The sequence below is a fragment of the Micromonospora sp. WMMD1076 genome, from assembly GCF_029581475.1.
Classification (GTDB): Bacteria; Actinomycetota; Actinomycetes; order Mycobacteriales; family Micromonosporaceae; genus Micromonospora; species Micromonospora aurantiaca.
In genome coordinates this window covers 4,262,462-4,285,033 of sequence record NZ_CP120862.1, presented here as the reverse complement: position 1 = coordinate 4,285,033, position 22,572 = coordinate 4,262,462, and the positions used below count along the sequence as shown (strand labels likewise).

Annotated in this window: 20 protein-coding genes, 1 pseudogene and 1 riboswitch; of the genes and pseudogenes, 8 read left to right on the top strand and 13 right to left on the bottom strand. The window is 73.9% G+C overall.

Annotated elements, in window-relative coordinates; all coding sequences use genetic code 11:
- Nucleotides 1-46 precede the first annotated feature (46 nt).
- The 7 genes from O7622_RS20405 to O7622_RS20375 are packed head-to-tail and all read right to left on the bottom strand — an operon-like array spanning nucleotide 47 to nucleotide 5,225.
- Nucleotides 47-1,327, bottom strand: a complete 1,281-nt coding sequence (locus tag O7622_RS20405; protein ID WP_282309766.1) for an MFS transporter — start codon at nucleotides 1,325-1,327, stop codon at nucleotides 47-49.
- The gene (locus O7622_RS20400) at nucleotides 1,324-1,899 is read right to left on the bottom strand and encodes a helix-turn-helix domain-containing protein (protein ID WP_282309765.1); all 576 of its coding nucleotides are present in this window, start codon (nucleotides 1,897-1,899) and stop codon (nucleotides 1,324-1,326) included. The genes O7622_RS20405 and O7622_RS20400 overlap by 4 nt, the downstream gene beginning before the upstream one ends.
- A 47-nt stretch (nucleotides 1,900-1,946) precedes the next feature.
- Entirely contained in the window at nucleotides 1,947-2,495 is a 549-nt protein-coding gene (locus tag O7622_RS20395) for a DinB family protein (protein ID WP_282309764.1), read from the bottom strand.
- A 42-nt stretch (nucleotides 2,496-2,537) separates the two neighbouring features.
- A complete protein-coding gene (gene smpB, locus O7622_RS20390; RefSeq protein ID WP_282309763.1) occupies nucleotides 2,538-3,029 on the bottom strand; it encodes an SsrA-binding protein SmpB in 492 nt (163 codons plus the stop codon).
- The gene (locus O7622_RS20385; protein ID WP_282309762.1) at nucleotides 3,002-3,676 is read right to left on the bottom strand and encodes a lysoplasmalogenase; all 675 of its coding nucleotides are present in this window, start codon (nucleotides 3,674-3,676) and stop codon (nucleotides 3,002-3,004) included. Before O7622_RS20385 ends, smpB begins: the two co-directional genes overlap by 28 nt.
- Nucleotides 3,673-4,500, bottom strand: a complete 828-nt coding sequence (locus O7622_RS20380) for a sterol desaturase family protein (protein WP_282309761.1) — start codon at nucleotides 4,498-4,500, stop codon at nucleotides 3,673-3,675. Before O7622_RS20380 ends, O7622_RS20385 begins: the two co-directional genes overlap by 4 nt.
- Nucleotides 4,497-5,225, bottom strand: a complete 729-nt coding sequence (locus tag O7622_RS20375) for a GntR family transcriptional regulator (RefSeq protein ID WP_282309760.1) — start codon at nucleotides 5,223-5,225, stop codon at nucleotides 4,497-4,499. Before O7622_RS20375 ends, O7622_RS20380 begins: the two co-directional genes overlap by 4 nt.
- 137 nt (nucleotides 5,226-5,362) lie before the next feature.
- Here O7622_RS20375 and htpG point away from each other — a divergent pair, with 137 nt between their 5' ends.
- Entirely contained in the window at nucleotides 5,363-7,255 is a 1,893-nt protein-coding gene (gene htpG, locus O7622_RS20370) for a molecular chaperone HtpG (protein ID WP_282309759.1), read from the top strand.
- A gap of 193 nt (nucleotides 7,256-7,448) precedes the next feature.
- On the opposite strand, the gene O7622_RS20365 is transcribed toward htpG, so the two are convergent.
- Nucleotides 7,449-7,637 (bottom strand): hypothetical protein, encoded by a 189-nt coding sequence (locus O7622_RS20365; RefSeq protein ID WP_282314273.1) that lies wholly within the window; start codon nucleotides 7,635-7,637, stop codon nucleotides 7,449-7,451.
- A gap of 46 nt (nucleotides 7,638-7,683) precedes the next feature.
- Nucleotides 7,684-8,070 (bottom strand): annotated as a pseudogene (locus O7622_RS20360) (LLM class flavin-dependent oxidoreductase); the annotation flags it as partial.
- A 172-nt stretch (nucleotides 8,071-8,242) separates the two neighbouring features.
- Nucleotides 8,243-8,388: riboswitch (cyclic di-AMP (ydaO/yuaA leader) on the top strand.
- Here O7622_RS20360 and O7622_RS20355 point away from each other — a divergent pair.
- Both O7622_RS20355 and O7622_RS20350 read left to right on the top strand, forming a co-directional pair.
- On the top strand, nucleotides 8,387-9,046 hold the full coding sequence (locus O7622_RS20355; protein WP_282309758.1) for a transglycosylase family protein: 660 nt from the start codon (nucleotides 8,387-8,389) through the stop codon (nucleotides 9,044-9,046). (Overlaps the previous riboswitch by 2 nt.)
- Before the next feature lie 187 nt (nucleotides 9,047-9,233).
- Nucleotides 9,234-9,683: a YbaB/EbfC family nucleoid-associated protein gene (locus O7622_RS20350; RefSeq protein ID WP_282309757.1), complete on the top strand. Its 450-nt coding sequence runs from the start codon at nucleotides 9,234-9,236 to the stop codon at nucleotides 9,681-9,683.
- 117 nt (nucleotides 9,684-9,800) lie between these two features.
- On the opposite strand, the gene O7622_RS20345 is transcribed toward O7622_RS20350, so the two are convergent.
- The 4 genes from O7622_RS20345 to O7622_RS20330 form a co-directional block, all read right to left on the bottom strand.
- Entirely contained in the window at nucleotides 9,801-11,864 is a 2,064-nt protein-coding gene (locus O7622_RS20345; protein WP_282309756.1) for a M4 family metallopeptidase, read from the bottom strand.
- 407 nt (nucleotides 11,865-12,271) lie between these two features.
- Nucleotides 12,272-14,587, bottom strand: a complete 2,316-nt coding sequence (locus O7622_RS20340; RefSeq protein WP_282309755.1) for a transglycosylase domain-containing protein — start codon at nucleotides 14,585-14,587, stop codon at nucleotides 12,272-12,274.
- Nucleotides 14,588-14,734: 147 nt separating this feature from the next.
- Nucleotides 14,735-15,397, bottom strand: coding sequence for a hypothetical protein (locus tag O7622_RS20335; protein ID WP_282309754.1), 663 nt, complete (start codon nucleotides 15,395-15,397; stop codon nucleotides 14,735-14,737).
- Between the two features lie 137 nt (nucleotides 15,398-15,534).
- Complete coding sequence (locus O7622_RS20330; protein ID WP_282309753.1) at nucleotides 15,535-16,629, bottom strand: hypothetical protein; 1,095 nt, start codon at nucleotides 16,627-16,629, stop codon at nucleotides 15,535-15,537.
- A gap of 171 nt (nucleotides 16,630-16,800) precedes the next feature.
- Here O7622_RS20330 and O7622_RS20325 point away from each other — a divergent pair, with 171 nt between their 5' ends.
- The 5 genes from O7622_RS20325 (at nucleotide 16,801) to O7622_RS20305 (ending at nucleotide 22,563) form a co-directional block, all read left to right on the top strand.
- Nucleotides 16,801-17,457 carry a hypothetical protein gene (locus tag O7622_RS20325; RefSeq protein WP_282309752.1) on the top strand — a complete coding sequence of 219 codons (657 nt, stop codon included), beginning with the start codon at nucleotides 16,801-16,803 and terminating at the stop codon, nucleotides 17,455-17,457.
- 29 nt (nucleotides 17,458-17,486) lie between these two features.
- Nucleotides 17,487-18,257 carry a nucleotidyltransferase domain-containing protein gene (locus O7622_RS20320; protein ID WP_282309751.1) on the top strand — a complete coding sequence of 257 codons (771 nt, stop codon included), beginning with the start codon at nucleotides 17,487-17,489 and terminating at the stop codon, nucleotides 18,255-18,257.
- A 46-nt stretch (nucleotides 18,258-18,303) separates the two neighbouring features.
- Nucleotides 18,304-21,096 carry an FAD-binding and (Fe-S)-binding domain-containing protein gene (locus tag O7622_RS20315; protein WP_282309750.1) on the top strand — a complete coding sequence of 931 codons (2,793 nt, stop codon included), beginning with the start codon at nucleotides 18,304-18,306 and terminating at the stop codon, nucleotides 21,094-21,096.
- Nucleotides 21,097-21,264: 168 nt separating this feature from the next.
- The gene (locus O7622_RS20310; RefSeq protein WP_282309749.1) at nucleotides 21,265-22,131 is read left to right on the top strand and encodes an SDR family NAD(P)-dependent oxidoreductase; all 867 of its coding nucleotides are present in this window, start codon (nucleotides 21,265-21,267) and stop codon (nucleotides 22,129-22,131) included.
- A 51-nt stretch (nucleotides 22,132-22,182) separates the two neighbouring features.
- Nucleotides 22,183-22,563, top strand: coding sequence for a VOC family protein (locus tag O7622_RS20305; protein ID WP_282309748.1), 381 nt, complete (start codon nucleotides 22,183-22,185; stop codon nucleotides 22,561-22,563).
- The last annotated feature ends 9 nt before the right edge of the window (nucleotides 22,564-22,572 follow it).

Genomic DNA, 22,572 nt, shown 5'->3' with positions numbered 1-22,572 from the left:
CCATACAAATAGGCTTCGATGAAGGTATGAACGAAGTCCGTCGATGTCAAGAGAGCGTTTCCCGCTGGCGCTCCGACGTCGGCTCGGGCTCGCGTCGCCGTACCGCAGTGGGCCGGCGCATGTCCCGCCACGGCCCGCCCAGCAGCGGCGTCAGCACCACCAGCAGGTAGCAGGCGCCCATCACGACGAGCGTGGACGTGGGGCCGAACCGGTCCGCGGCGAATCCCGCACCGACCGCGCCGGCCGGCATGGCCGCCCACGCGCCCGCGCCGATCACCCCGTACACCCGGGCCCGCATGGCCGGTGGCACCCGTTCCAACTGGACCGCGCCCATCAGCGGGTTGAGCGCGCCGGCGGCCAGCCCGGCCACCGCCACCACGGCGGCCACCACCGGCAGCGGCGGCGCGGCGGCGAGCGCCCACAGTGGTGGGGCGCCGCACAGCACGTACGCGGTGACGAACGTGGCCCGGCGGGGCAGCCGGTGCCCGATCGCGCTGAACACCAGCGAGCCGACCAGCGCGCCGCCGCCCATGACGCCCACCAGCAGGCCGAACGCGGCCGGCCCGCCGAGTTCCCGTTCGGCGACCACCGGCAGCAGCACGTTGCTCTTCGCCGCGTCGAACAGGTTCGTCACCAGCACCAGCAGGACCATGGCGCGCAGCAGCGGCTCGCGGACCAGGAAGCGCAGCCCGGCGGCGAACTGCCGCCAGTAGCCCCCGGTCTCCGGCTCGCTCCCGTCGTCGGACGGCCGCAGGCCACGCGGCACCAGCAGCGTCACCACGAGGGCCGACACGGCGAACGTCACCGCGTCCAGCGCCAGCACCGGCACCGCACCGAACACACCGACCAGCAGGCCGGCCACGGGTGCGCCGATCATCCGGGCGCCGCGCGAGGTCGCGTCCTCCCACCCGGCCGCCCGCTCGATCGGCACCCCTGCCGCCGCCGCGGCCTCCGGCAGCAACGCGGTGCGCGCTGTCTGCCCCGGCGTGTCGAGCAGGCCGCTGACGAAGACCAGAGCCAGCAGCGCCGGGAACGGCAGGCCGACGGTGGCGTGCAGCAGGGGTACGGCGGCGATCGTCACGCCGGAGACCACGTCGGCGAGCACGCTGGAGCGCCGGTAGCCGATCCGGTCGACGAGCACGCCGCCGAACGCGCCGCCGAGCACCACGGGCGCGGTGGCGAACGCCCCGGCCAACCCGGTGGCGGCCGGTGAGCCGGTCTCGGCCAGCACGTACAGCGGCAACGCGATGAGCGTGAGCACGTTGCCGGTCAGCGAGACGGCGTGCCCGATCAGCAGTCCGGCCAGGGGCCGGCGGTCGCGGGTCACCGCGGCCCCCGGTACGCCTGCCAGATCAGCGTGACCATCTCGGCGCCGGGCCGGCCGGGTGCCCCGCGCTCCTGCCAGCGCCGGCCCAGCGCCGACAGCTCGTCGCGCAGCTCGACCAGTTCCTCGGGCGTCAGGCGCAGCACCATGTCGCTGCTGGTGGTGCCGCGGACCCAGGCCGGGTCGAGGCTCGCCTCCGAGTCCAGGTACGCCTGGTAGCGGTCCACGTAGCGCTGCATGGCGGCCTGGCGCAGCAGGTTACCGGCGAGCCGGCGCTCCGGGTCGTCCAGCAGTTCGAGTGGATCCCAGTCGGTGGTGGCGTGCGCGGCCCGCCACCACCGCTCGCGCCGGTCCCGGGCCAGCTCGGGTGCCTCGGCCACGAAGCCGTGCTCGGCCAGCTTGCCGACGTGGTAACTGACCGACCCCACCGCCTCGCCGGTCCGCTCGCTCAGCATGCCGACCGTCTGCGGGCCGCGCAGGCGCAGCTCGCCGAGCAGCCGTAGCCGGGTGGGGTGGGCCAGCGCCCGCATGGCTCGCGGGTCGCTCACCCGCCGGTTGCCGGTTCCGTCCGTCATGCCGACAGGCTAGACCCACAAGACACGATGTACAAGAAGCCTTGTGCTTACCGCGATGCCTCCGGCGTGTGTCGGTACAGGTCGCGCAGCAGGCACACCTCGGACAGGTGGTGGATCACCTCCCGGTTGATGTGCAGCACGAGCGTGGCCATCGGGACGTCCGCGAACGGCCCCTCCGCCGGGCCGCAGGGGCGGGCCAGGCCGTCCTCGCCGAGCGCCTCGACCCCTGCCGTCCAGGCGGCGTACTCCTCGTCGAGCTGGGTCAGCGCGCCGGCCGCGGTCGGGGAGTAGGGGAACGAGGCGTAGTCGGTGGGCGCGCGGCCGAAGTGCGACGCGTTGCGCATGGCCAGCACGCCGACGATGACGTGGGCGAGCCGCCAGGCGATGGTGGTGAACGGCGGCGGATCCGGCTGCGGCATCGCGAAGTCGATCGCCGGAGTGCCGCCGTCGCCGCGCGGACGCAGGCTCCAGCAGCCGGGAACCGGCTCCCAGAGGTATTCCGCGTCGGTGAGCCCGGCGAGGCGGTCGCGCAACTGGTAGGTCCAGTGCCAGGTGAGCTGCTCACGGAGCAGCGGGTTCCAGGTCAGATCGGTCATGCGCCTCAGCGTGCCACCGGCCTGGGACAGAAAACGGCGCGCTCAGCCCCGCCGCGCCGCCGTCCGGCCCTTGAGCCGGCGGCCCATCTCCCGGGCGATCTCCCGCTCGGCGTCCCGCTCGGCGAGCGCCTGGCGCTTGTCGTACGACCGGCGGCCCCGGGCCAGGCCCAGTTCCACCTTGGCCCAGCCGTCGGCGAAGTACATCGACAGCGGCACCAGCGTGATGCCGCCGTCGCGCAGCTTCTCCAGGATCCGGGCGATCTCCACCCGGTGCAGCAGCAGTTTGCGGGTGCGCCGGGGCGCGTGGTTGGTCCAGGTGCCGAAGCCGTACTCGGCGATGTGCAGGCCGTACAGCATGATCTCGCCGTCGCGCTCCTGGGCGAACGCGTCGACCAGCGACACCCGTCCCTCACGCAGCGACTTGACCTCGGTGCCGGCCAGCACGATGCCCGCCTCGTACGTCTTCAGGATGTCGTAGTCGTGCCGCGCCTTCTTGTTCGAGGCGATCAGCTTGCGCCCGTTCTCCCTGGCCACGCGAGCAGAGTACCCGCCGGCGGCGGCTTCGGGCCGGTCGCCGGGCCCGTCGCGGCCACCCAGCCGGTGGTGATGAGCAGCAACGCGGCGCAGTAGGTGGTCATCACCAGCAGGCCCCGCCCGGGCAGGTCGACACCGGCCGCGCCCACGCCGATGAGCAGGTCGGAGACGAGGAAGAGCGCCCCGCCCGCGGCGACCCGCGCCGACACCCCGGTCGCGGCGGCGGCCATCAGGCACAGCGCCAGGCTGTAGCCGAGCACCGGCAGCCGCAGCGGCCCGAGCATGCCCCAGAGCAGTGCGTTCGCGCCGGCCCAGGTGAGCAGGTAACCGGCCCACGCCACGCCCCGGGCGCGCCGGTGCCGGACGAAGGCGGTGATGAACGCGATCTGGGTGACCAGGAAGAACCCCATGCTGGCCAGGAACGCGGTGTCGCCCGGCAGGAGCAGCGCGACGTCGCCCGCGGTGGCGGCGACCAGGCCGACCGCCACCGCGTCGATGCGGCGCCGGTGTGCCCAGAGGTACGCCAGCAGCACCGGCGCGAGCAGCGGCTTGGCCAGCCACTGGAGCACGGCCGAGTCGAGCGCGACCCCGACCAGCTCGACGGCGGCGACCAGCCCGAACAGGGGCAGCAGCCAGGAGCGCCTCATCGGGCCGGCTGCCAGCCGGGACGGCCGAACAGGTAGCCCAGGCGGTGCCGCCAGCAGTCGGCCCGGCGTACGTCGGACCAGATCGCGGCGAACTCGTGGGTGGCCACCCGCAGCGGGTTGTAGGTGCCGATGTTCTTGGTGAGCCCGTAGCGCGCGGTGGCCCGCTCCGGCTCGAAGCTGCCGAACAACCGGTCCCAGACGATCAGGATGCCGCCGTAGTTACGGTCCAGGTACTCGGTGTTGGAACCGTGGTGCACCCGGTGGTGCGACGGCGTGTTGAAGATCCACTCGATCGGGCGGGGCAGCACGTTGATCCGCTCGGTGTGCAGGAAGAACTGGTACAGCAGGCTGACCGACTGCTGCAGGAAGATCATCCACGGCGGGATGCCGAGCAGCGCCAGCGGCAGCCAGAACGGCAGCGAGGTCATCGGCGTCCAGCTCTGCCGCAGCGCGGTGGAGAGGTTGTAGTAGACGCTGGAGTGGTGCACTACGTGGCTGGCCCAGAGCACTCGCACCTCGTGGTGCGAGCGGTGGAACCAGTAGTAGGCCAGGTCGTCGGCGAAGAACAGGATCACCCAGGTCCACCAGTCGCCGGGCGACAGGTGCACCGGCGCCACGGTCCACAGCGCCGCGAACAGGCCGACTGTGAGCAGCTTCCACGGGAAGCCGATGATCTGGCTGCCCAGCCCCATCGACAGGCTGGTGGTGGTGTCGCGCAGCTCGTAGCCGCGTTCGTCGTCGTCGGGCAGGAAGCGGTAGGAGACCGCTTCGATGACGATCAGGAGCAGGAACGCCGGGACGGCGTACAGCACGGCGGGGATCATGCGCGCGCTTCCCTTCCGGGTGCGGAGGTGATGGGGGTGGTGACCGGCGCGGTCAGCAGCGCCCGGGCGTGCCGGGCCGCCGCCGCGCCCTCGCCGGAGGCGACCGACGCGGCGAGACGGCGGTGCCCGGCCACGTCGAGCAGTTCGGCCGCGCGGGCGTCCGGGGGGACGTCGCCGACCGCGAACGTGCCGGCCACCAGGCTGTTGAACGCGAGCTGGTAGGCGGTGTTGCCGCTGCCGTGCACGACCAGCCGCCAGATGGCGATGTTCGCCTCGTTCATCAGGTCCAGGTCGGGGGCCAGGTCGCCGTACTCCTCGGCGGCCCGGACCAGGACGGCGACGACCGCGGCGTCCGCGCGCTCGGCGCAGAGCCGGGCCGCGTCGATCCCGACGCAGGCCCGCATCTCCAGCATGTCGCGCACCAGCGTCTCGACCGGGAGTACGTCACCGGAACGCGCCAGGGACAGCGCCAGGTCCAGCCCGGCGTGGACCCGCCAGTCCAGTACCCGGGTCGCGCCGCCCTGGCTGACCCGGACCAGGCCGAGCTGTTGCAGGCGGCGCAGCGCCTCCCGGACCGCGTGCCGGTTGACCGCGAACGCCCCGGCCAGCTCCCGCTCGCCGGGCAGCGTCTCGCCCGGCGCGTAGCGGCCGGACACGATCGCGTCGCGCAAGCGCCCGAAGACGTGGTCGGAGACCGAGACACGAGGCGCCGGATCGAAGGTCATGCGCAGCAGTGTGGCCCCGAACACATCAACCCGTCAACTGGTTGTACCAGTGGATTCCGGGACGGCCGGTGTGTGCCTCCTTGGTCACCCCTCGTATCCTTTCCGCCGTAGGCCCGCCATAGGTGAAGGGAGTCGGTGTGAGCGACCGGGTCGAGACGTTGGAGTTCCAGGCCGAGGCCCGTCAGCTGCTGCAGCTGATGGTGCACTCGATCTACTCGAACAAGGACGTCTTCCTGCGCGAACTGATCTCGAACGCGTCCGATGCGCTGGACAAGCTGCGGCTGGAGTCGCTCGTCGACAAGGAACTGTCGGCCGACACCTCCGACCTGCACATCGGGATCGAGGTCGACAAGGACGCCCGTACGCTCACCGTGCGGGACAACGGCATCGGCATGACCCGTGACGAGGTGGTCGGCCTGATCGGCACCATCGCCAAGTCCGGCACCGCCGAGCTGCTGAGCAAGCTTCGCGAGTCCGCCGACGCGGCCGCCTCCCAGGAGCTGATCGGCCAGTTCGGCGTCGGCTTCTACGCGACCTTCATGGTCGCCGACAGGGTGACGCTGCTGACCCGCCGCGCCGGGCAGTCCGGCGGCACCCGCTGGGAGTCCGCGGGCGAGGGCACGTACTCGATCGAGGAGGTCGAGGACGCCCCGCAGGGCACGTCGGTCACGCTGCACCTCAAGCCGGTCGACACCGACGACAACCTGCACGACTACACCGCCGAGTGGACGATCCGCGAGATCGTCAAGCGCTACTCCGACTTCATCTCGTGGCCGATCCGGATGACAGTCGACAAGCCCGGCGAGGACGGCGCCACCACCCGCGAGGAACAGACGCTCAACTCGATGAAGGCGCTCTGGGCGCGCTCGCGGGACGAGGTGGACGAGGCCGAGTACAAGGAGTTCTACCGGCACGTCGCGCACGACTGGGCCGACCCGCTGGAGACGATCCACATGCGCGGCGAGGGCACCTTCGAGTACGAGGCGCTGCTGTTCCTGCCGTCGCACGCCCCGCTCGACCTGTTCTCCCCGCAGGGCCGCCGGGGTGTGCAGCTCTACGTCAAGCGCGTGTTCATCATGGACGACTGCGACGCGCTGATGCCCAACTACCTGCGCTTCGTCAAGGGCGTCGTGGACGCGCACGACCTGTCGCTGAACATCTCCCGGGAGATCCTCCAGCAGGACCGGCAGATCCGCGCGGTGCGCCGCCGGCTGGTCAAGAAGGTGCTCGCCACGCTCAAGGACATGTCCGCCGAGTCGTACCGCACGTTCTGGACCGAGTTCGGCGCGGTGGTCAAGGAGGGTCTGCTGGAGGACCCGGACAACACCGAGACGCTGCTGGAGCTGGTCCGCGCCGCCAGCACCCACGACCCGGCCGAGCCGACCACGCTGCGCGACTACGTGGAGCGGATGAAGGACGGGCAGAGCGAGATCTACTACGCCACCGGCGAGAACCGGGCCACCATCGAGAACTCGCCGCACCTGGAGGCGTTCCGCGCCAAGGGCTACGAGGTGCTGATCCTCACCGACCCGGTGGACGAGGTGTGGGTCGAGCGCGTCGGCGCGTACGACGGGAAGACGCTGCGCTCGGTCGCCAAGGGCCAGGTGGACCTGGAGACCGAGGAGGAGAAGGAGAAGGCCGAGGCGGAGCGCCAGGAGTACGCCGACCTGCTCACGTTCCTCGGCGGCGCGCTCGCCGACAGCGTCAGGGAGGTGCGACTGTCCACCCGGCTGACCACCTCACCGGCCTGCGTGGTGGGCGACGCGCACGACATGACGCCGACGCTGGAGAAGATGTACCGGGCGATGGGCCAGGAGGTGCCCCGGGTCAAGCGGACCCTGGAGCTGAACCCGGCCCACCCGCTGGTCACCGGGCTGCGCAAGGCGCACGGGGAGGGCGGCGACACCGCCGCGCTGACCGAGACCGCCGAGCTGCTGTACGGCATGGCGTTGCTGGCGGAGGGCGGCGAGCTGGCCGACCCGGCGCGGTTCACCCGGATCCTCGCCGACCGCCTGGCCCGCGGCCTGTAGCCCGGCCAGGCCCGGCTGGACCCGGCCCAGCCAGACCGGGCCGGCTTGATCGACTTCATCACGCCGAGGTGGCGGTATCGGGATGCCTCCGATACCGCCACCTCGCCGACCTGGCGTGGATCATGCCGGCGTGCCGGCCGAACCCTCGTGCGGGGAAGGGAGGGGGCAGGACGGGCTCCCGAAGTCGGCTACCTCACAACTGGCCGGGGAAGAACCCGTGGCGGGCCAGCGGCTCGACGATCTGGTGCTCCTCGTACGACAGGTGCGACAGCAGCGTGTCGGTGAGCAGGTCCACCGCCTCCCGGAGCTGCGTGAAGTCGCCGGGCCGACGGACCAGCTCCACGAGCGCGCGGTCGACGCTCTCCACCACCCCGTGGATCACGACGGCCGGTGTCCCAGACCTCGCGGATCACCCGGATCGCCTCGTCGAGGGCGTCGACGGCGGCGCCGGGGGCCAGGCGCCGCCCGCCCGCCGCCTCGATCGCGTCCCAGAACGCGCCCGCGCCGAGCCCCAGCTCGACCCGGCCGCCGGTGAGCAGGTCCAGGCTGGCGACGCTGCGGGCCAGCACCACCGGCTGGCGCAACGGCAGGTTGAGGACGTTTCCGGCCAGGCGGATGCGTTCGGTGGCGGCTGCCACGTAGGACATCAGCGTCCAGGTGTCCAGGAAGCCCGGCTGGTACGGATGGTCCTGGAACGTGACCAGGTCCAGCCCGACCTGCTCGCAGAGCCGGGCCAGCGCCACCACCTGGTCGGGCTGCCCGGCGGCGGGGGTGACGAAGCCGCCGAAGGTCGGCTCGTGTCCGTGATCGGCCATCGGTCCCGCCCCTCCCGTGATCTTGCCCGGCCCTGCCACCGTAGCGCCGCGGCCGGTAGCCCGGCCGGGTGAAGAGCGTCACAAGAAGCGGACGATCGTCGCAAATCGCTCCTAGCGTCGGTTTCGTTCGCAGACGCGGACACCGCGGGCCGGAAACGCCAAATCCCGCCGCCGTCCCCGGTAACCGAACCTCGCGCGGGAGCGGGGGAACCACACGTTCCACGGTGCATCGTCACCTCGGGGTGAAGCCGCCACCGGCGGCCGGGCTCCTCGGCCCGAACCCGACAGCTCACCTCGTCGGCGTGGAGGAATCCACATGGCAACTGAATACTCAGCCCGAAGCCGCCGTACCGCTCTCGGAGCGGCCCTGGCCGGCGCCGCAGTCGGCGCCGCGAGCCTGTTCGGCCCGGCCGCTCCGGCCGGCGCGGGCGTCAACTGGGACGCGGTCGCGCGCTGCGAATCGGGCGGCAACTGGAAGATCAACACTGGTAACGGCTACTACGGCGGGCTCCAGTTCTCCCGCGCCACCTGGAACGGCTACGGCGGCCAGAGATACGCCGCCCGCGCCGACCTGGCCAGCCGGTCCGAGCAGATCGCCGTCGCGGGGAAGGTGCTGCGCGGTCAGGGCATCGGCGCGTGGCCGGTCTGCGGCAAGAAGGGCGGCTCGGCGAGCGTGGCGACCCGGTCCGAGCGGGCCACCACAAAGGCGGCACCGGAGCGGGCCGCCACGCGCAAGGCCGCGCCGGAGCGGGCGGCCACCCGCAGGGCCGCGTCGGAGCGCGCCACGACGACGGTGGCCCTGCGGTCGTCGTCCGGCGCCGGGACGTACCTGGTCCGGCGTGGTGACACGCTGTCGGAGATCGCCGTGACGCAGCGCGTCGACGGCGGCTGGCGCGCCCTGCACGAGCGCAACCGCGCGGTGGTCGGCGACGATCCCGGCCTGATCTTCCCCGGTCAGCGGCTGCGGCTGCACTGACAGCCGCCGAGAACGCCCGGCCGGGGCGACCCGGCCGGGCGTCCGCCCCGTCCGCGACACGCCGCGTCGACGGGTGTCCGGCCTGCTCCCGGCGTCCGGGAGACGGCCCGCGGCGGCAGTACCGCGATTCGTCGGAGCCGGTTGCTAGGGTCACGATGCTCGGCTAAGACGTGAAGAAAGCGCGGATATGACCAACGACCCGTTCTCGGCGGCCGCGAGCATCGACGAGCTGCTGACCCGCACACAGCAGGCGCTCACCGCGATGCGGTCCCGGGCCTCGGCGCACGCCGACGGCGAGCCCGGCGACCTGCTGCGCGCCGAGGGCACGGCCGCCGGTGGCCGGGTTCGCGCGGTCGCCGTCCAGGGTGGCCGGCTGGATTCCGTGACGATCGACCCGGAGCTGGCCGGCGAGCCTCCGGAGGTCCTCTGCGGACACTTCGTCACCGCCGCCAACGCGGCGCTGTCCGAGCTGGACGCCCGGGTCAGCGCGTCGGCGCGGGCCGACGCCGATGCGCTCGCCGCCCGGCTCGGCAGCATGGGCGACCAGGCCGAGCTGTTCGGCCGCGCGATGCACGAGGCGGCCGCGCGGATCCACCGCGACCGCGGCACCGCGTCCCAGGGCGCGCGCCGGGCCTGACACGGCGAAACGGCGCCGAGCCGACACGGGACGCCGGCCCGACGCGACGGGACGCTGGGCCGACACGGCGAGGCGGCCGGCCGCCGGGAGGACGACGACCGGCCGCGCACGCCACTGTCAGCTCAGGGTGACCGCGGTGTCGTCGACGACGAAGGACGTCTGCAACGAGCTGTCCTCCACCCCGCTGAACGAGATGGTCGCCGTGGTGCCTGCGAGCGACGAGATGTCGAAGGACCGCTGCGCGTAGCCGGCGGCCTTGTTCAGGTTGGAGTAGGTGGCCAGCGTGGTGCTGCCCGCCTTCACGGTGAGCTTGTCGTACGCGGTGCTCGTGGTCGACTCCGCGCTGTCGATGTGCAGCCAGAAGCTCAACGTCGCCCGGCATCCGGCCGGGATCGTCACCGACTGGCTGAGCGTGTCGGTGTGCGACGAGCCGTACCCGTCGAGCCACGCCTTGTACGAGCCGCCGTGCGCGGCCTGGCCGCTGTCGGTGGTGATGACGCCGGACGAGGCGCTCCAGCTCACGTTGCCGGACTCGAAGCCCGGGTTGGCGAGCTTGTTGCCGGAGCAGCCGCCCGACGGCGGGGTGGTCGTGGTGCTCGGGGTGGGCGTCGGAGTGCCGCCGGCGCAGGTCGGGTCACCGGACTGGGCCGGCACGCTCACCGCGTCCCAGGCCGCCTTGACGGTGTTGAACTCCGCGCAGCTGCCCGGGTAGAGGTTCTTCGCCGCCTGCAGCGTCCAGGTGCGGTACTTCAGGTACGACGAGGACGAGGTCTTCAGCAGCATGCCGTTGTACATGATCTTCATGGCCTTCTGGATGCCCAGGCCGGTCACGCTGCTGCCGTTGCAGGTCGAGCTGGACGGCTGCCCGTTGGTCGGGCTGCTGCCGTTGGCGAGCAGGTAGAACCAGTGGTTGCCCGGGCCGGCCGCGGCGTGCACCTCGGTCGACGGGATGCTGCTGGAGTAGCAGTTCGGGTCGCCGAGCGCGGACGGGTTGTACATGTTGCGGATCGGGCCGGAGCCGACCAGGTTGATCTTCTCGCCGACCAGGAAGTCCGGCGCGTCGTAGCTGGACGGCTCGTTGGCGAACCACTCGGTGGCCGCGCCGAACGTATCGGCCACGAACTCCTGGGTGCCGCCGCCGGAGATGCCGCCCGGGGTGTTGTCGTCGATGCCGTGGCCGATCTCGTGCGCCACCACGTCCAGCGAGCCGATCCACTGGCCGGCGGTGTTCTTGCCGATCTGCACCTGGCTGCCGTCGTAGTAGGCGTTCTGGTCGTTGAGGCCCACCCGGATCGGCCAGTAGCCGCCATTGCCGTTGGCGCCGTTGCGGCCCAGCCACTGGGCGAGCATCTTGTGCTCGGTCTGCGCGGCGAACAACGCGTCCACGCAGCCGGTCTCCTTGTTGGTGGCGGTGCCGTTGCCCCACGCGTCGTCGGAGCCGCTGAACGTGGTGTTGTTGGCCGCGTCCTGGCAGCTCAGGTTGGTGACGGTCGGATCCTTCATGGTGTACGTGGAGCCCGACTGGGTGGTGTTGAGCGTGAGCGGGCTGGGCCCGTTCCAGGCGCCGGTGCCGGTGCCGCGCATCACGTGCTCCTGCGTGCGCAGGACCGCGCCGGTGCGGGCGTCGACGTCGACGGTGAGCCGGCTCGGGCCGTCCGCGCCGGTGCCGCGTACCGTGGTCTCCCAGGCCAGCGCCGGTGCGGCGCCGAGCGCGTAGACCACCAGCGTGGTGCCCTCGACCGCGCTGACGGTCTTGAGCTGGGCGCGCGCCGTCTTCGTGGCGGCGGCCCAGGTCAGTGCGGGCGTGGTGGCGAGGGCGCCGATGGGGCGCTGCTGGGCGACCGAGGCGTACTTCAGGTTGCCGGCCGAGTCCGTGGCGAGCACGAAGTCGCCGCCGACCACCGGCAGGCCCTTGTAGGTGCGCTCGTAGGGCACGTACTGGGTGCCCTCGGAGGAGATGACCGGCTTCTGGACGAATGCGTCGTCGGAGCCGGCCTGCAGGTAGGCGGGGCGGTTCGCGACCAGGGCGCGGGCCGAGTCGGCGGCGACCGCGCGGGCCTGCGCCGGGTCGGGGGCGACGGGTCCGGGCGGCGCGGCCTGCACGGCGGCGGCGGTGCCTGCGGCGAGCAGGCCGGCCGCGGCCGCGCCGGTGAGCGCGGCGAGGCGAGGTGAGAGTTTCACGGGGGTTGCTCCTGTTCTACAGGCGCGCCGCACGGAGCCCGGTGGGGACGGGCGGCGCGGTGGTGCGAGGCAGGGTGACGGTTGGTCACCGGAGCTGCCGGCGTGGCTCCGGGTCGACAGATCGACCGTCGCGAGTCGCCGGGGGTCGGCGGCTCGCTGGTGCACGATCACACGCCGTCCGAGGCCGGAGCAATGGGTGACCTGGGCAACGACTGACAGTCGGGCGCGTCGCCGCGTGCGTCGATCCAGGCAACCATGATCTTCAATAGGCCCTGATCAGGGCGAACATCGTCGGCGATGGATGGATGGCGGTGCAAATTGCGGACGTTGCCGCAGTGTGCGAATGGCGCACATAGACGCGAGGTCGCCGTCCGCGCGGTCGGCGGCGGTCGCGCCGCTCGGCCGGGTCAGCGCGGGCCGCGGGTCCGCGTCGGCGACACGGTGGGCAGCGGTGGCAGCGACGGCGTCAGCGTCGGCCGCGAGGTCGGCCGCCCGGTCGGGGCCGGGCTCGGGCTCGACGAGGACGGGCTCGGGCTCGGCGACTCCGACGGTGCCGGCGCGGCGGTGGCCGGCGGCGGTGACGCCGACCGGGTCGGCTCCGGGGTCTCGCCGGGGAACGCCGGCTGACCGAAGCGGTACTTCTCCGGGTCGAGCCTCATGGCCGCGGTGGCCCGGGTCATGAACTGCCGCCAGATCGGCGCGGCGCCGGTCGAGCCGTACACCTCGTAGCTGCCGCCCCTGGTCCGCAGCGGCTTGCCGTCGGTGGTGCCCAGCCAGACGGCCGAGGCGAGCGCGCCGGTCCAGCCGACCATCCACGTGTGCACGTTCTGCGTGGTGCTCTGCCCGGCCTGCCAGGTGCCGGTCTTCCCGGCGGAGTCCCAGCCGTTGCCCAGCTCGGCGGCCCGCACACGGCGCAGCGTCCAGTCGAGCTGGTCGATCGCCTCCCGGTCCAGGCCCAGGTCCGTCGTACGGAGCTGCTCGGTCCACACCTCCTCGTCGTCCTTGGTCACCGAGCGGACGAAGTGCGCGTCGGCACGCCTGCCGCCTGCGGCGAACGTCGCCATCCCGTTCGCGTGGTCCTGCACGGTGATGCCGTACTGCCCGATCCCGACCTCGGTGGAGAACCGTTTCGCCACCTCGTCGGCCGGGTCGCTGCGCAGGTCGACGCGCTGCGGCCGGGGATTGCCCCGCACCGTCTCCCACATCGACTCCACGCCGGCCTGCCGCGCGATCTCGATCACCTTGGCGGTGCCCAGCTTCTCGGTCAGCTCGAAATAGGTCACGTTCAGCGAGGCGACGGTGGCCTCCCAGAGCGCGCAGTCCGGCTGGCAGGGCGCGCGCTCGGCGTTGCGGATCGGCCCGGCCGCGCTGCCCTTCGTCCGCCCCGAGGCGGGGAACTCCTTGGTGTCCGGCGAGTCGAACCGCTGCTTCACCGAGATCCCGTCGCGTACGGCGGCGGCCAGGTCGTACACCTTGAACGACGACCCCGGCGGATGCTGGCCGAAGCCGCGGGTCTCGCCGTTCTCGTCGTAGTACCAGCCGGCGTAGTCCGCGCCCGAGCCCCTGTCGCCGCCGTAGTAGCCGAGCACCCGGCCGGTGCCCGGCTCCACCGCCACCAGCGCGGCCTGCCAGTTGCCCGGCTGGCCGCGTACCGCCTGCGGCGCGGTGTCGCGGCGGATGTCCGCCGCCGCCTCGGCCGCGTCCTGCACGCGCTTGTCGATCGTGGTGACGATCCGGTAGCCGCCGTCGCGGATCACCTCGTCCGGCTTGCCGCGGAACGGCTCGGTCTCGCGCAGCTCGGCGAGCACATGGTTGACCACCAGGCCGGTCGGCCGGTCCAGGTCGGACCGGCCCGCGTTCTTGTCGATCGGCCGGACCGTGTCCGGGTACGCGAGATCCGCCGCCTGCCGCGGCGTCAGGTAGCCGAGCTTGACCATGCCGTCACGGATGTAGTTCCACCTGTCGATCGAGTTCTGCCGGGCCAGCGCGTTGCGGCGCGGGTCGTAGCCGGGCGAGCCCTCCGGGTCGGCCGGGTCCGCCTCCGGCTGCTTCACCATCGCGCAGAGCACCATCGCCTCGGCCGGCGTGAGCTGCCGCGCGGCGGGGGCGTCCCGGCGTACCGTCTTGCCGAAGTACGTCTGCGCGGCCGCCTCGATGCCGTACGCGCCCCGGCCGAACGGCACGGTGTTCAGGTAGAAACCGAGGATCTCCTCCTTGGAGTACGCGTCGTCGAGCTTCCACGCGATCACCGCCTCGCGCAGCTTGCGGGAGTAGGTGACCCCGCGCAGGTCCGCGGCGATGCGCGCGTACTGCTGGGTGAGGGTGGACGCGCCCTGCCGCTGCCCGCCGCTCACGTTGGCCCAGGCCGCCCGCAGCACACCCTTGACGTCGATGCCCTGGTTCGTCCAGAACGTACGGTCCTCGGCCGCCACGATCGCCTGCTTCGCCGAGTCGTTCATCTGGTCGTACGGCACGATGGTGCGGTTCTGCGCGCCCAGCTTCGCCATCGGCGTGCGCCCGTCGGCGTAGTAGACGGTGGTGGACTCGGGCAGTTTCAGGTCGCTGGGCGTCGGCACGCTGTCGAAGTAGTAGCCGCCGGCGACCAGCCCGCACCCGGCCAGCAGCGTGCAGACCGCGAGGACGACCAGCAGACGCCGCCGCTTGCGCCCGGGGCGCACCCGGGGCGCGCCGCCCGGTTCCGGGGTGGATCCGCTGTTCCGCACGCGTTACCTCCGACTGCTCGGCTGAGTCGTGCCCGGCTCGCAGGCTAACCGAGCTGCGCCGACGGCACCGGCCGAAGAACCCGGACGGTGTGGCGCCGGTCCGGGCCGGGGCGGCGGTCGTCCGCCCCGGCCCGGGGGCTCAGCCGGTCAGCGCGCCGCCCAGCCGACGGCCCGGTCGTCGCGCTCCCGGCGGGCGGCCCAGCGCGAACGCCACCCGTCGTTGCCGCCCGCGGGGAACGGCACCGACCGCCACAACGACAGCACCGGCGTGCCGTCCGGGGCGGCGAACGTCTCCCGTTCGGCGTAGCCGTGCCGCCGCAGCAGCCCCTCCGCCTGCTCACCGGCGCACGGATGCGCGTACGTGGGCAGGCTCAACGTGTCCATCCGGCGCTGCGCCGCGGACAGCGCGTGCGTCGCGCCGCCCCGCGGTGCGGCCAGCAGCGCCAGATGGTTGTGCGGCTCGGCCGGACGGCGTGCCGCCAGCTCCACGCCGAGCTGGCGGAACCGGCCCTCGTCCGGCCCGGCGGCGCCGGCGAGCCGGTCGGCGTACCGGTGGGGCGCGGGGATCGGGCGGTAGCGGTGGAACCACACGGTGGCGGCGCTGCCGTCGGGCAGCAGGAACGCGTCGCCGAACAGCAACGCGTGTTCGGTCCAGATCCGCGCCACGGCGGCGAGGACCGGCAGGCGGCGGGACGTGTCGGGGACGAGCCAGGCGGCCAGGGCGGTGGGCGCGAGGGCCTCGGCGACGAGATCGGCGACGCGGCCGATGTCGCACCATCGGGCGCGGACGAGGGGCAGGGCTGTGCTCATGAACGAACTCCTGTTGTCCAGGCGTGATCGGGTCGGTTGCGGGCGCCGGACGACTGTCGGCGGCGCCGCCGCGGCATGCGGCAGACGGGCGGGACACGCCCGTGCTCCGGATCGGAGGTGGTGCCTGTGGAGTCCGCTCAGGCGGGTCTGGTGCCGGGGCGCGACGTGCGTGACGGCGGCAGCGGATCGGCCGCCGGTCGCACGTACCCGCGGGCCAGCGTCGGCAGCCGCCAGCGGTTCGCGTCCGCGTCGGCGGCCTCGCTGTGCACCGCGCCGCCGCCGTGGGTGACGCCGTCGAGCGGCAGCGGCAGGGCGGGTGTGGTCGTGACGTGCGCGGCCGGACCGGCGGTCGCCGGTGCCCGGCTGCGCACGGGCTCGACCCAGCGCGTGCCGACGACGGTGAGGGCGCGCGCCGCCGGGTCGGCGAGGACCGGACCGCCGAGGCGGAGCGGCGTGTCGTGCGCCCGCTCGGCGGCGGGCGCGGGCGTCGCGGCCGGGACGATCGGGGCGCCGGGAGCGGCCGGGCCGGGCACGGGCTCGCCGGGCGCCGGGGGCGGGCCGGGTTCCGGCGCGTCGGGCGGGTCGAGCAGATCGGTCACCGGGCTGAGTGGGTCGAGCACCGGATCCAGCGGATCGAGTACCGGTTCCAGACCCCGCCAGACCGGGCCGAGGATCGGGCGCAGCGGCTCCACGACCGGGGCCAGCACGTCCGCCACCGGGTCGAGCACGCCTGCCCGCACCGGGCCGGTGACCGGGCGCAGGCCGTCGGTGACGGGCGTGAACACGTGGTCCCGGACCGGCGTCACCACCGCCTCGACCACCCGGCCGGTGACCGGCGCCGTGGGAGCCGGCTGGGCCGACGGCCGGCCCGTGCCGGGCGCGGGCGCCGTACCGGGCTTCGGCGCGGTCGCGTCGGGCGTGGTCGCCGGCGCGGCGGAGCCGGCGGCGGGCGCGGATGCGGCCGGGTCGGGAGCAGGCGCGGGTGCGGCGGGCGTCGCCGACTCCGCAGCGGCGTCGCCGGAGCCGGTGGAGGACGCGTCGCCGGTTCCGGACGTGGGCAGGCCGAGCACCGTCCCGAGCGTGTGGGTGAGCACCCCGACGGTGGCGGTGAGCGGGCCGGCCGGCTGGCCGTCGGCGGCGTGGGCGGCCGAGCCGGACGCGGCCTCGTGGGCACCCCAGATCACTGCCACGCCCCCGAGCAGCAGACCGAGGCGCAGCGTGCAGCGCGCCATCCATCCGGTCCGTCCCGGCATTCCACACCTCTCGCACCCGCACCCGGCGGCACGGATCGACGCTCCGCACTGTACCGAACGTGGCGGCCCGGGCATAGTACGCCGTCGGCACGTGTCGGGGCGCGTCGCGCGCAGGCGTGGGATCCGTGACGTCCGGGTACCAGCCGGGCCATGGACACGCGCACGGCCGAACGCCCGGACACGACCCCCGCACCCGCCGCGCCCCCGGCCGGTGTGGTCGCTGTCGTCGCCCACCGGAAGAAGACAATCGGGGGAGGGCTCGACGAGCTGCGCTCCCGGCTCGTCTCCGCCGGGGTCGGGCGGCTGCTCTGGTACGAGGTGCCGAAGAGCCGTAAGACGCCCGAGCGGGTCCGCGCGGCGCTGGACGAGGGCCGCGTCGGCCGGATCGCGTACGTCTGGACCGGGCTGCGGCACGTGCGCGGCGAGTGCGTACGGACCCGGATCCGGGTCGACGGCACCGACTGGTTCGACGCCGAGGCGAGCTGCGTGCTGTTCGGCGACGTCGGCACCATCACCGGCGGCATCCCGGCCTTCGACGACGCCCGCCCGGACGACGGGGCGGTGGAGGTCGGCGTGTCCACCGCCAGCGGCGCGGTGGACTGGGCGCGCACACTGGGCCGGATGGCCGCCGGGCACTCCGAGGAGTCGCCGTTCGTGCGGATCACCCGGGGTCGCAAGATCAGGGTGCGGTTCGACGCGCCGAAGACGTACGAGGTGGACGGCGGCGCCCGGGGCAAGGCGAAACGGCTCAAGGTGAAGGTGGTCCCGGGCGCGCTGACCGTGTGCTGTCCCGACCCGGCGGACTGACCACGGCCGGGCCGGGGCAGGATGCCGGAATGCGCGACGACATCCGCGACTACCTGGCCGAACTGGTCCGCCGCTCCCGGGACGTGCTCGGTGACGACCTCGTCGGCGCGTACGCCGCCGGGTCGGTCGGGCTGGGCGCGTACCAGCCGGGACGCAGCGACGTGGACGTGGCGCTGCTGGTCGCCGGGCCGCTGCCGGAGGCGGACAAGCGCCTGCTCGTGGACCGGCTGCGGCACGAATCGCTGCCCTGCCCGGCGCGCGGCCTGGAACTGGTCGTCTACCGCCGCGACGTGGCCGCCTCCGGCACTCCGGAGCCGGGCTTCGAGGTCGAGCTGAACACCGGCGCCACCATGCCGTTCCGCGCCACCTGCGACCCGGCCGACCGGCCCGCCGCCGACGGGCGGTTCTGGTACGCGCTGGACCGCAGCATCCTGCGCCAGTCCGGCCGGACGCTGCTCGGCCCGCCCGCCGCCGACGTGTTCGCCGACCCGTCCTCGGAGGCGCTGCGGGCGCTGCTGGCCGACGCGCTGCGCTGGTGGCTGGCGCTGCCCACGCCATCCGGCGGCGAACCGGCCCCCGGCGCGGAGGACGCGGTGCTCGGGGCCTGCCGGGCGCTGGTGCGCAGCCGCGACGGCGTCTGGCTGGGCAAGGTCGACGCCGGGCTGCGGGTGGCCGCCGACGACCCGGACGCCGCGCTGATCCGCGCCTCCATCGAGGCCCGCCGGGGCGGCACGCCGCCGTCCGGTCCGGCCGCCCGCGCGTTCCAGCGGCGGGCGCTGGACCGGATCACCGCGGACTGAGCCCCGCCGTGCGTGACTACTGTGGGCCGGGGGAGGTGCGGTGATCATGACGAACCTGAGCGCGTCCACGCGGGCCGGACTGGAGTCGGTGGTGCCCGGCGGCGTGGCGACCCGGGCCGCGGACCGGCTGCGGATGGCCCACGACGCCTCGCACTACCTGCTGCACCCCGGCGCGGTGATCACACCGCAGGACGCCGGCCAGGTCGCCGCGCTGCTGGCGCACAGCCGTCGCACCGGCACCGCGCTGACGTTCCGCTCCGGCGGCACCAGCCTCAGCGGCCAGGCGGTCACCGACCGGCTGCTCGTCGACGTGCGGCGGCACTTCCGCGACCTGACGGTCCTCGACGACGGGCGGCGGGTACGGGTGCAGCCGGGGGTGGTGCTGCGGCAGGTCAACGCGCGCCTCGCGCCGTACGGCCGCAAGCTCGGCCCCGACCCGGCCAGCGAGTCCGCGTGCACGGTCGGCGGCGTGGTCGCCAACAACTCCAGCGGCATGACCTGCGGAACCGAGTTCAACACGTACCGGACGCTGGAGTCGCTGGTCCTCGCGCTGCCCAGCGGCACCGTGCTGGACACCGGCGCCCCGGACGCCGACGCCCGGCTGCGCGCCGCCGAACCGGCACTGCACGCCGGGCTGCTGCGGCTGCGCGACCGGGTACGCGGCAATCCCGACTCGGTGCGCCGCGTCCGCGCCCAGTACGCCATGAAGAACACCATGGGGTACGGCGTGAACGCGTTCCTCGACCACGACGACCCGGCCGGCCTGCTCACCCGGCTGGTGGTGGGCAGCGAGGGCACGCTCGCGTTCGTCGCCTCGGCGACGTTCCGCACCGTACCCGTGCACCGGCACGCCGCGACCGGCCTGCTGGTCTTCGACTCCCTGGGCGCGGCGATGGCCGCCATGCCGGCGCTGGTGGCCGCCGGGCCGGCGGCGATCGAACTGCTCGACGCCGCCGCCCTGCGGGTGGCCCAGCGCGACCCGAAGGCGGACGCCACGCTGCGCGGCCTGGCCGTGCGCGGGCACGCCGCGTTGCTCGCCGAGTGGCAGGAGTCCGACCCGCAGGCGCTCGCCGACCGGGTAGCCGATGCCGGGACGGTGCTGGCCGGCCTGCCGCTGAGCGCCCCGGCGCGGCTCAGCGGCGAGCCGGCCGCCCGCGCCGCGCTGTGGCACATCCGCAAGGGCCTGTACGCGGCCGTGGCCGGCGCCCGTCCGTCCGGCACCACAGCGCTGCTGGAGGACATCGCCGTCCCGGTCGAGGCGCTCGCCGGCACCTGCGCGGCGCTGGCCGACCTGTTCGACAGGCACCGGTACGCCGACAGCGTGATCTTCGGCCACGCCAAGGACGGCAACCTGCACTTCATGCTCAACGAGCGGTTCGACGGCGGCGAGGCCCCGGCGCGTTACGCCGACTTCACCGAGGAGATGGTCGACCTGGTGCTCGGCAACGGCGGCACGCTCAAGGCCGAGCACGGCACCGGCCGGGTGATGGCCCCGTACGTGCGCCGCCAGTTCGGCGACGAGCTGTACGAGGTGATGCGCGAGCTGAAGACGCTCTGCGACCCCGGCGGCGTGCTCAACCCGGGCGTGCTGCTCAGCGGCGACCCGGAGATCCACATGCGGCACCTCAAGACCGTGCCCACCGTGGAGGAGGAGGTGGACCGCTGCGTCGAGTGCGGTTACTGCGAGCCGGTCTGCCCCAGCCGCGACCTCACCACCACGCCCCGGCAGCGCATCGTGCTGCGCCGGGAGATCGCCGCCGCGCAGGCCGCAGGCGACGCCGCGCTGGTCCGGGAGCTGACTGACGACTACGACTACGACGCGGTGCAGACCTGCGCGGTCGACGGCATGTGCGCCACCGCCTGCCCGGTGCTGATCAACACCGGTGACCTGGTCAAGCGGCTGCGCGCGCAGGACCACGGCCGGACGGCGGGGACGGCCTGGCGCGGGGCGGCCCGCCGCTGGGGCGTCACCACCCGGGGCATGGCCCGGGGACTCGACCTGGCCGGGGCGCTGCCGCCCGCGCTGCCCGAGGCCGCCACCCGGGCCGCCCGCAAGGTCCTCGGCGCCGACCGGGTGCCGCGGTGGCAGCGGGACCTGCCGCGCGGTGGCAGCCCGCGCCGCCCCCACCCGGCCGGTGACCCGGACGCGGTGTTCGTCCCGTCCTGCCTGGGCACGCTGTTCGCCCCGGCGCAGGGCGGCACCGGCGTGGCCGCCGCGCTGCTCACGCTCGCCGAGCGGGCCGGCGTACGCCTGCTCGTGCCCGACGGCATCGGCGACCTGTGCTGCGGCACCCCCTGGTCGTCGAAGGGACTCGTCGAGGGCTACCGGGCGGTCCGCGACGGTGTGCCGCCGGTGCTGCGCGCCGCGAGCCGCGACGGCGCGCTGCCGGTGGTCAGCGACGCCGCGTCCTGCACCGAGGGCTTCGAGCGGCTGCTCGACGACGCCGGTGACCTGCGTGTCGTCGACGCGGTCGCGTATACCGCCGGCACGCTGCTGCCCCGGCTGACAGTTCGTCGCCGGATCGGTTCGCTCGCGCTGCATCCGACCTGCTCGTCGGTCCGGCTCGGCCTGGACGACGCGCTGCTCACGGTGGCCCGCGCGGTCGCCGACGAGGTGGTGGTCCCGGAGGGCTGGCAGTGCTGCGGCTTCGCCGGCGACCGGGGACTGCTGCACCCGGAGCTGACCGCGTCGGCCACCCGGGCCGAGGCCGCCGCCGTCGCGGCGCGCCCCTTCGACGGGTACGCCTCGGTGAACCGCACCTGCGAGATCGGTCTGGCCCGGGCCACCGGGCAGCCGTACCGGCACCTGCTGGAGCTGCTGGCCGAGGTGACCGCGTGATGCGCTGCTGGCACCTCGCCGCGCTGATGCTCGTCGTCGGCGTGGCGGTGGCCGCCGCTCGGACCGGGACGCGGGCCCCGGGGCGGGCAGAAGAGGCGATGCCGGGCGGACCGGGCGCGCACGGGTCTACGGTGCGAGAGGGAGGCGTACTCGGGAAGGGGTGGCGCGATGTCGGCGGGGCCGTTGTCGGGGCGGGTCGCCGTGGTCACCGGCGCCGCGCGGGGGATCGGCCGGGCCGCGGCGGTGGCGCTGGCCGAGGCGGGCGCGGACGTGGCCGGGATGGACGTCGCCGGGCCGGTCAGCCCGGTCCTGGACTTCCCGCCCGCCACGCCGGAGGACCTGGCCGAGACCGGCCGGCGGGTGACGGCGGCGGGCGCCCGCTGGTCGCAGCACGTGGCCGACCAGCGTGACATCGGAGCGGTACGGGCGGTGGCCGAGGCTGTCGAACGGGAGCACGGCGGCGTGGACGTGCTGTTCGCCAACGCCGGCATCCAGGCGTTCGCGCCGCTGCTGGAGATGACCGATCAGCACTGGCACGACCAGATCGACGTGAACCTCACCGGCGCGGCGAACGTGCTGCGGGTCTTCGCTCCGCTGCTGGTCCGGCGCGGCGGCGGGCGGATCGTGGTCACGTCGTCCACCCAGGGGCAGCACGGCACCACGAACGGTTCCGCGTACTCGGCGTCCAAGTGGGGGCTGATCGGGCTGGTCAAGTCCGCCGCGCTGGAACTCGGGCCGCACGGCGTGACGGTGAACGCGGTCATTCCGGGCCTGGTCGACACCGCGCTGACCCGGCACCGGGACCGCTACGTCCAGGCGCTGACCGAGGCGGGGAAGTCGCCGTCCGGTGACCTGGCCGAGGTGGAGCAGGAAGCGGTGGCGGCGCTGCGGTCGAAGACGCCGCTGGGGGTGCCGTGGGTCGAGCCGGAGGACGTCGCGCCGCTCGTGGTGTTCCTCGCCTCGGACGCGGCCCGGATGGTCAGCGGCACGTCGTTCGCCGCGACGGCCGGCGACAGCGCCCATGTGACCGCCTGAGCCCGGTCCGCCGGGGCTGCCGCCGGCGGTGACCACGGCTAGGCTCGGCCGATGCATCGATCGAGGTTGTACGCCCTGATCATCGACGCGCCGCAGGCGGAGGCCGGGGAGGCCACCGCGTTCTGGGCCGCCGTGTTCGGCGCGGAGGTGCGCACCGAGCCGGCCGAACCGGAGTTCACCGGCCTGGCCGACGTGGTGCCGGGGCTGGTCACCGCCGTGCAGTCGGTCGACGACGCGCCCCGCTACCATCTCGACATCGAGACCGACGACGTGCCGGCCGAGGTGGAGCGGTTGCGCGGGCTGGGCGCCGCGCCGGTTTCCCGCTGGGGTGACTGCCACGTGCTGCGCGCGCCGGGCGGTCACCTGCTCTGCGTCATCCCGGTCGCGAGCGACACCGAGCTGTTCGAGTCCACCGCGACCCGCTGGCCGTGACTGGGCCGG

Bases quoted from the DNA above. Each gene is read 5' to 3' on its own strand.
- O7622_RS20400 (WP_282309765.1), bottom strand. From the start codon at position 1,899: ATGACGGACGGAACCGGCAACCGGCGGGTGAGCGACCCGCGAGCCATG.
- O7622_RS20395 (WP_282309764.1), bottom strand. From the start codon at position 2,495: ATGACCGATCTGACCTGGAACCCGCTGCTCCGTGAGCAGCTCACCTGG.
- O7622_RS20385 (WP_282309762.1), bottom strand. From the start codon at position 3,676: ATGAGGCGCTCCTGGCTGCTGCCCCTGTTCGGGCTGGTCGCCGCCGTC.
- O7622_RS20380 (WP_282309761.1), bottom strand. From the start codon at position 4,500: ATGATCCCCGCCGTGCTGTACGCCGTCCCGGCGTTCCTGCTCCTGATC.
- O7622_RS20375 (WP_282309760.1), bottom strand. From the start codon at position 5,225: ATGACCTTCGATCCGGCGCCTCGTGTCTCGGTCTCCGACCACGTCTTC.
- O7622_RS20355 (WP_282309758.1), top strand. From the start codon at position 8,387: ATGGCAACTGAATACTCAGCCCGAAGCCGCCGTACCGCTCTCGGAGCG.
- O7622_RS20350 (WP_282309757.1), top strand. From the start codon at position 9,234: ATGACCAACGACCCGTTCTCGGCGGCCGCGAGCATCGACGAGCTGCTG.
- O7622_RS20335 (WP_282309754.1), bottom strand. From the start codon at position 15,397: ATGAGCACAGCCCTGCCCCTCGTCCGCGCCCGATGGTGCGACATCGGC.
- O7622_RS20330 (WP_282309753.1), bottom strand. From the start codon at position 16,629: ATGGCGCGCTGCACGCTGCGCCTCGGTCTGCTGCTCGGGGGCGTGGCA.
- O7622_RS20325 (WP_282309752.1), top strand. From the start codon at position 16,801: ATGGACACGCGCACGGCCGAACGCCCGGACACGACCCCCGCACCCGCC.
- O7622_RS20320 (WP_282309751.1), top strand. From the start codon at position 17,487: ATGCGCGACGACATCCGCGACTACCTGGCCGAACTGGTCCGCCGCTCC.
- O7622_RS20315 (WP_282309750.1), top strand. From the start codon at position 18,304: ATGACGAACCTGAGCGCGTCCACGCGGGCCGGACTGGAGTCGGTGGTG.
- O7622_RS20310 (WP_282309749.1), top strand. From the start codon at position 21,265: ATGTCGGCGGGGCCGTTGTCGGGGCGGGTCGCCGTGGTCACCGGCGCC.
- O7622_RS20305 (WP_282309748.1), top strand. From the start codon at position 22,183: ATGCATCGATCGAGGTTGTACGCCCTGATCATCGACGCGCCGCAGGCG.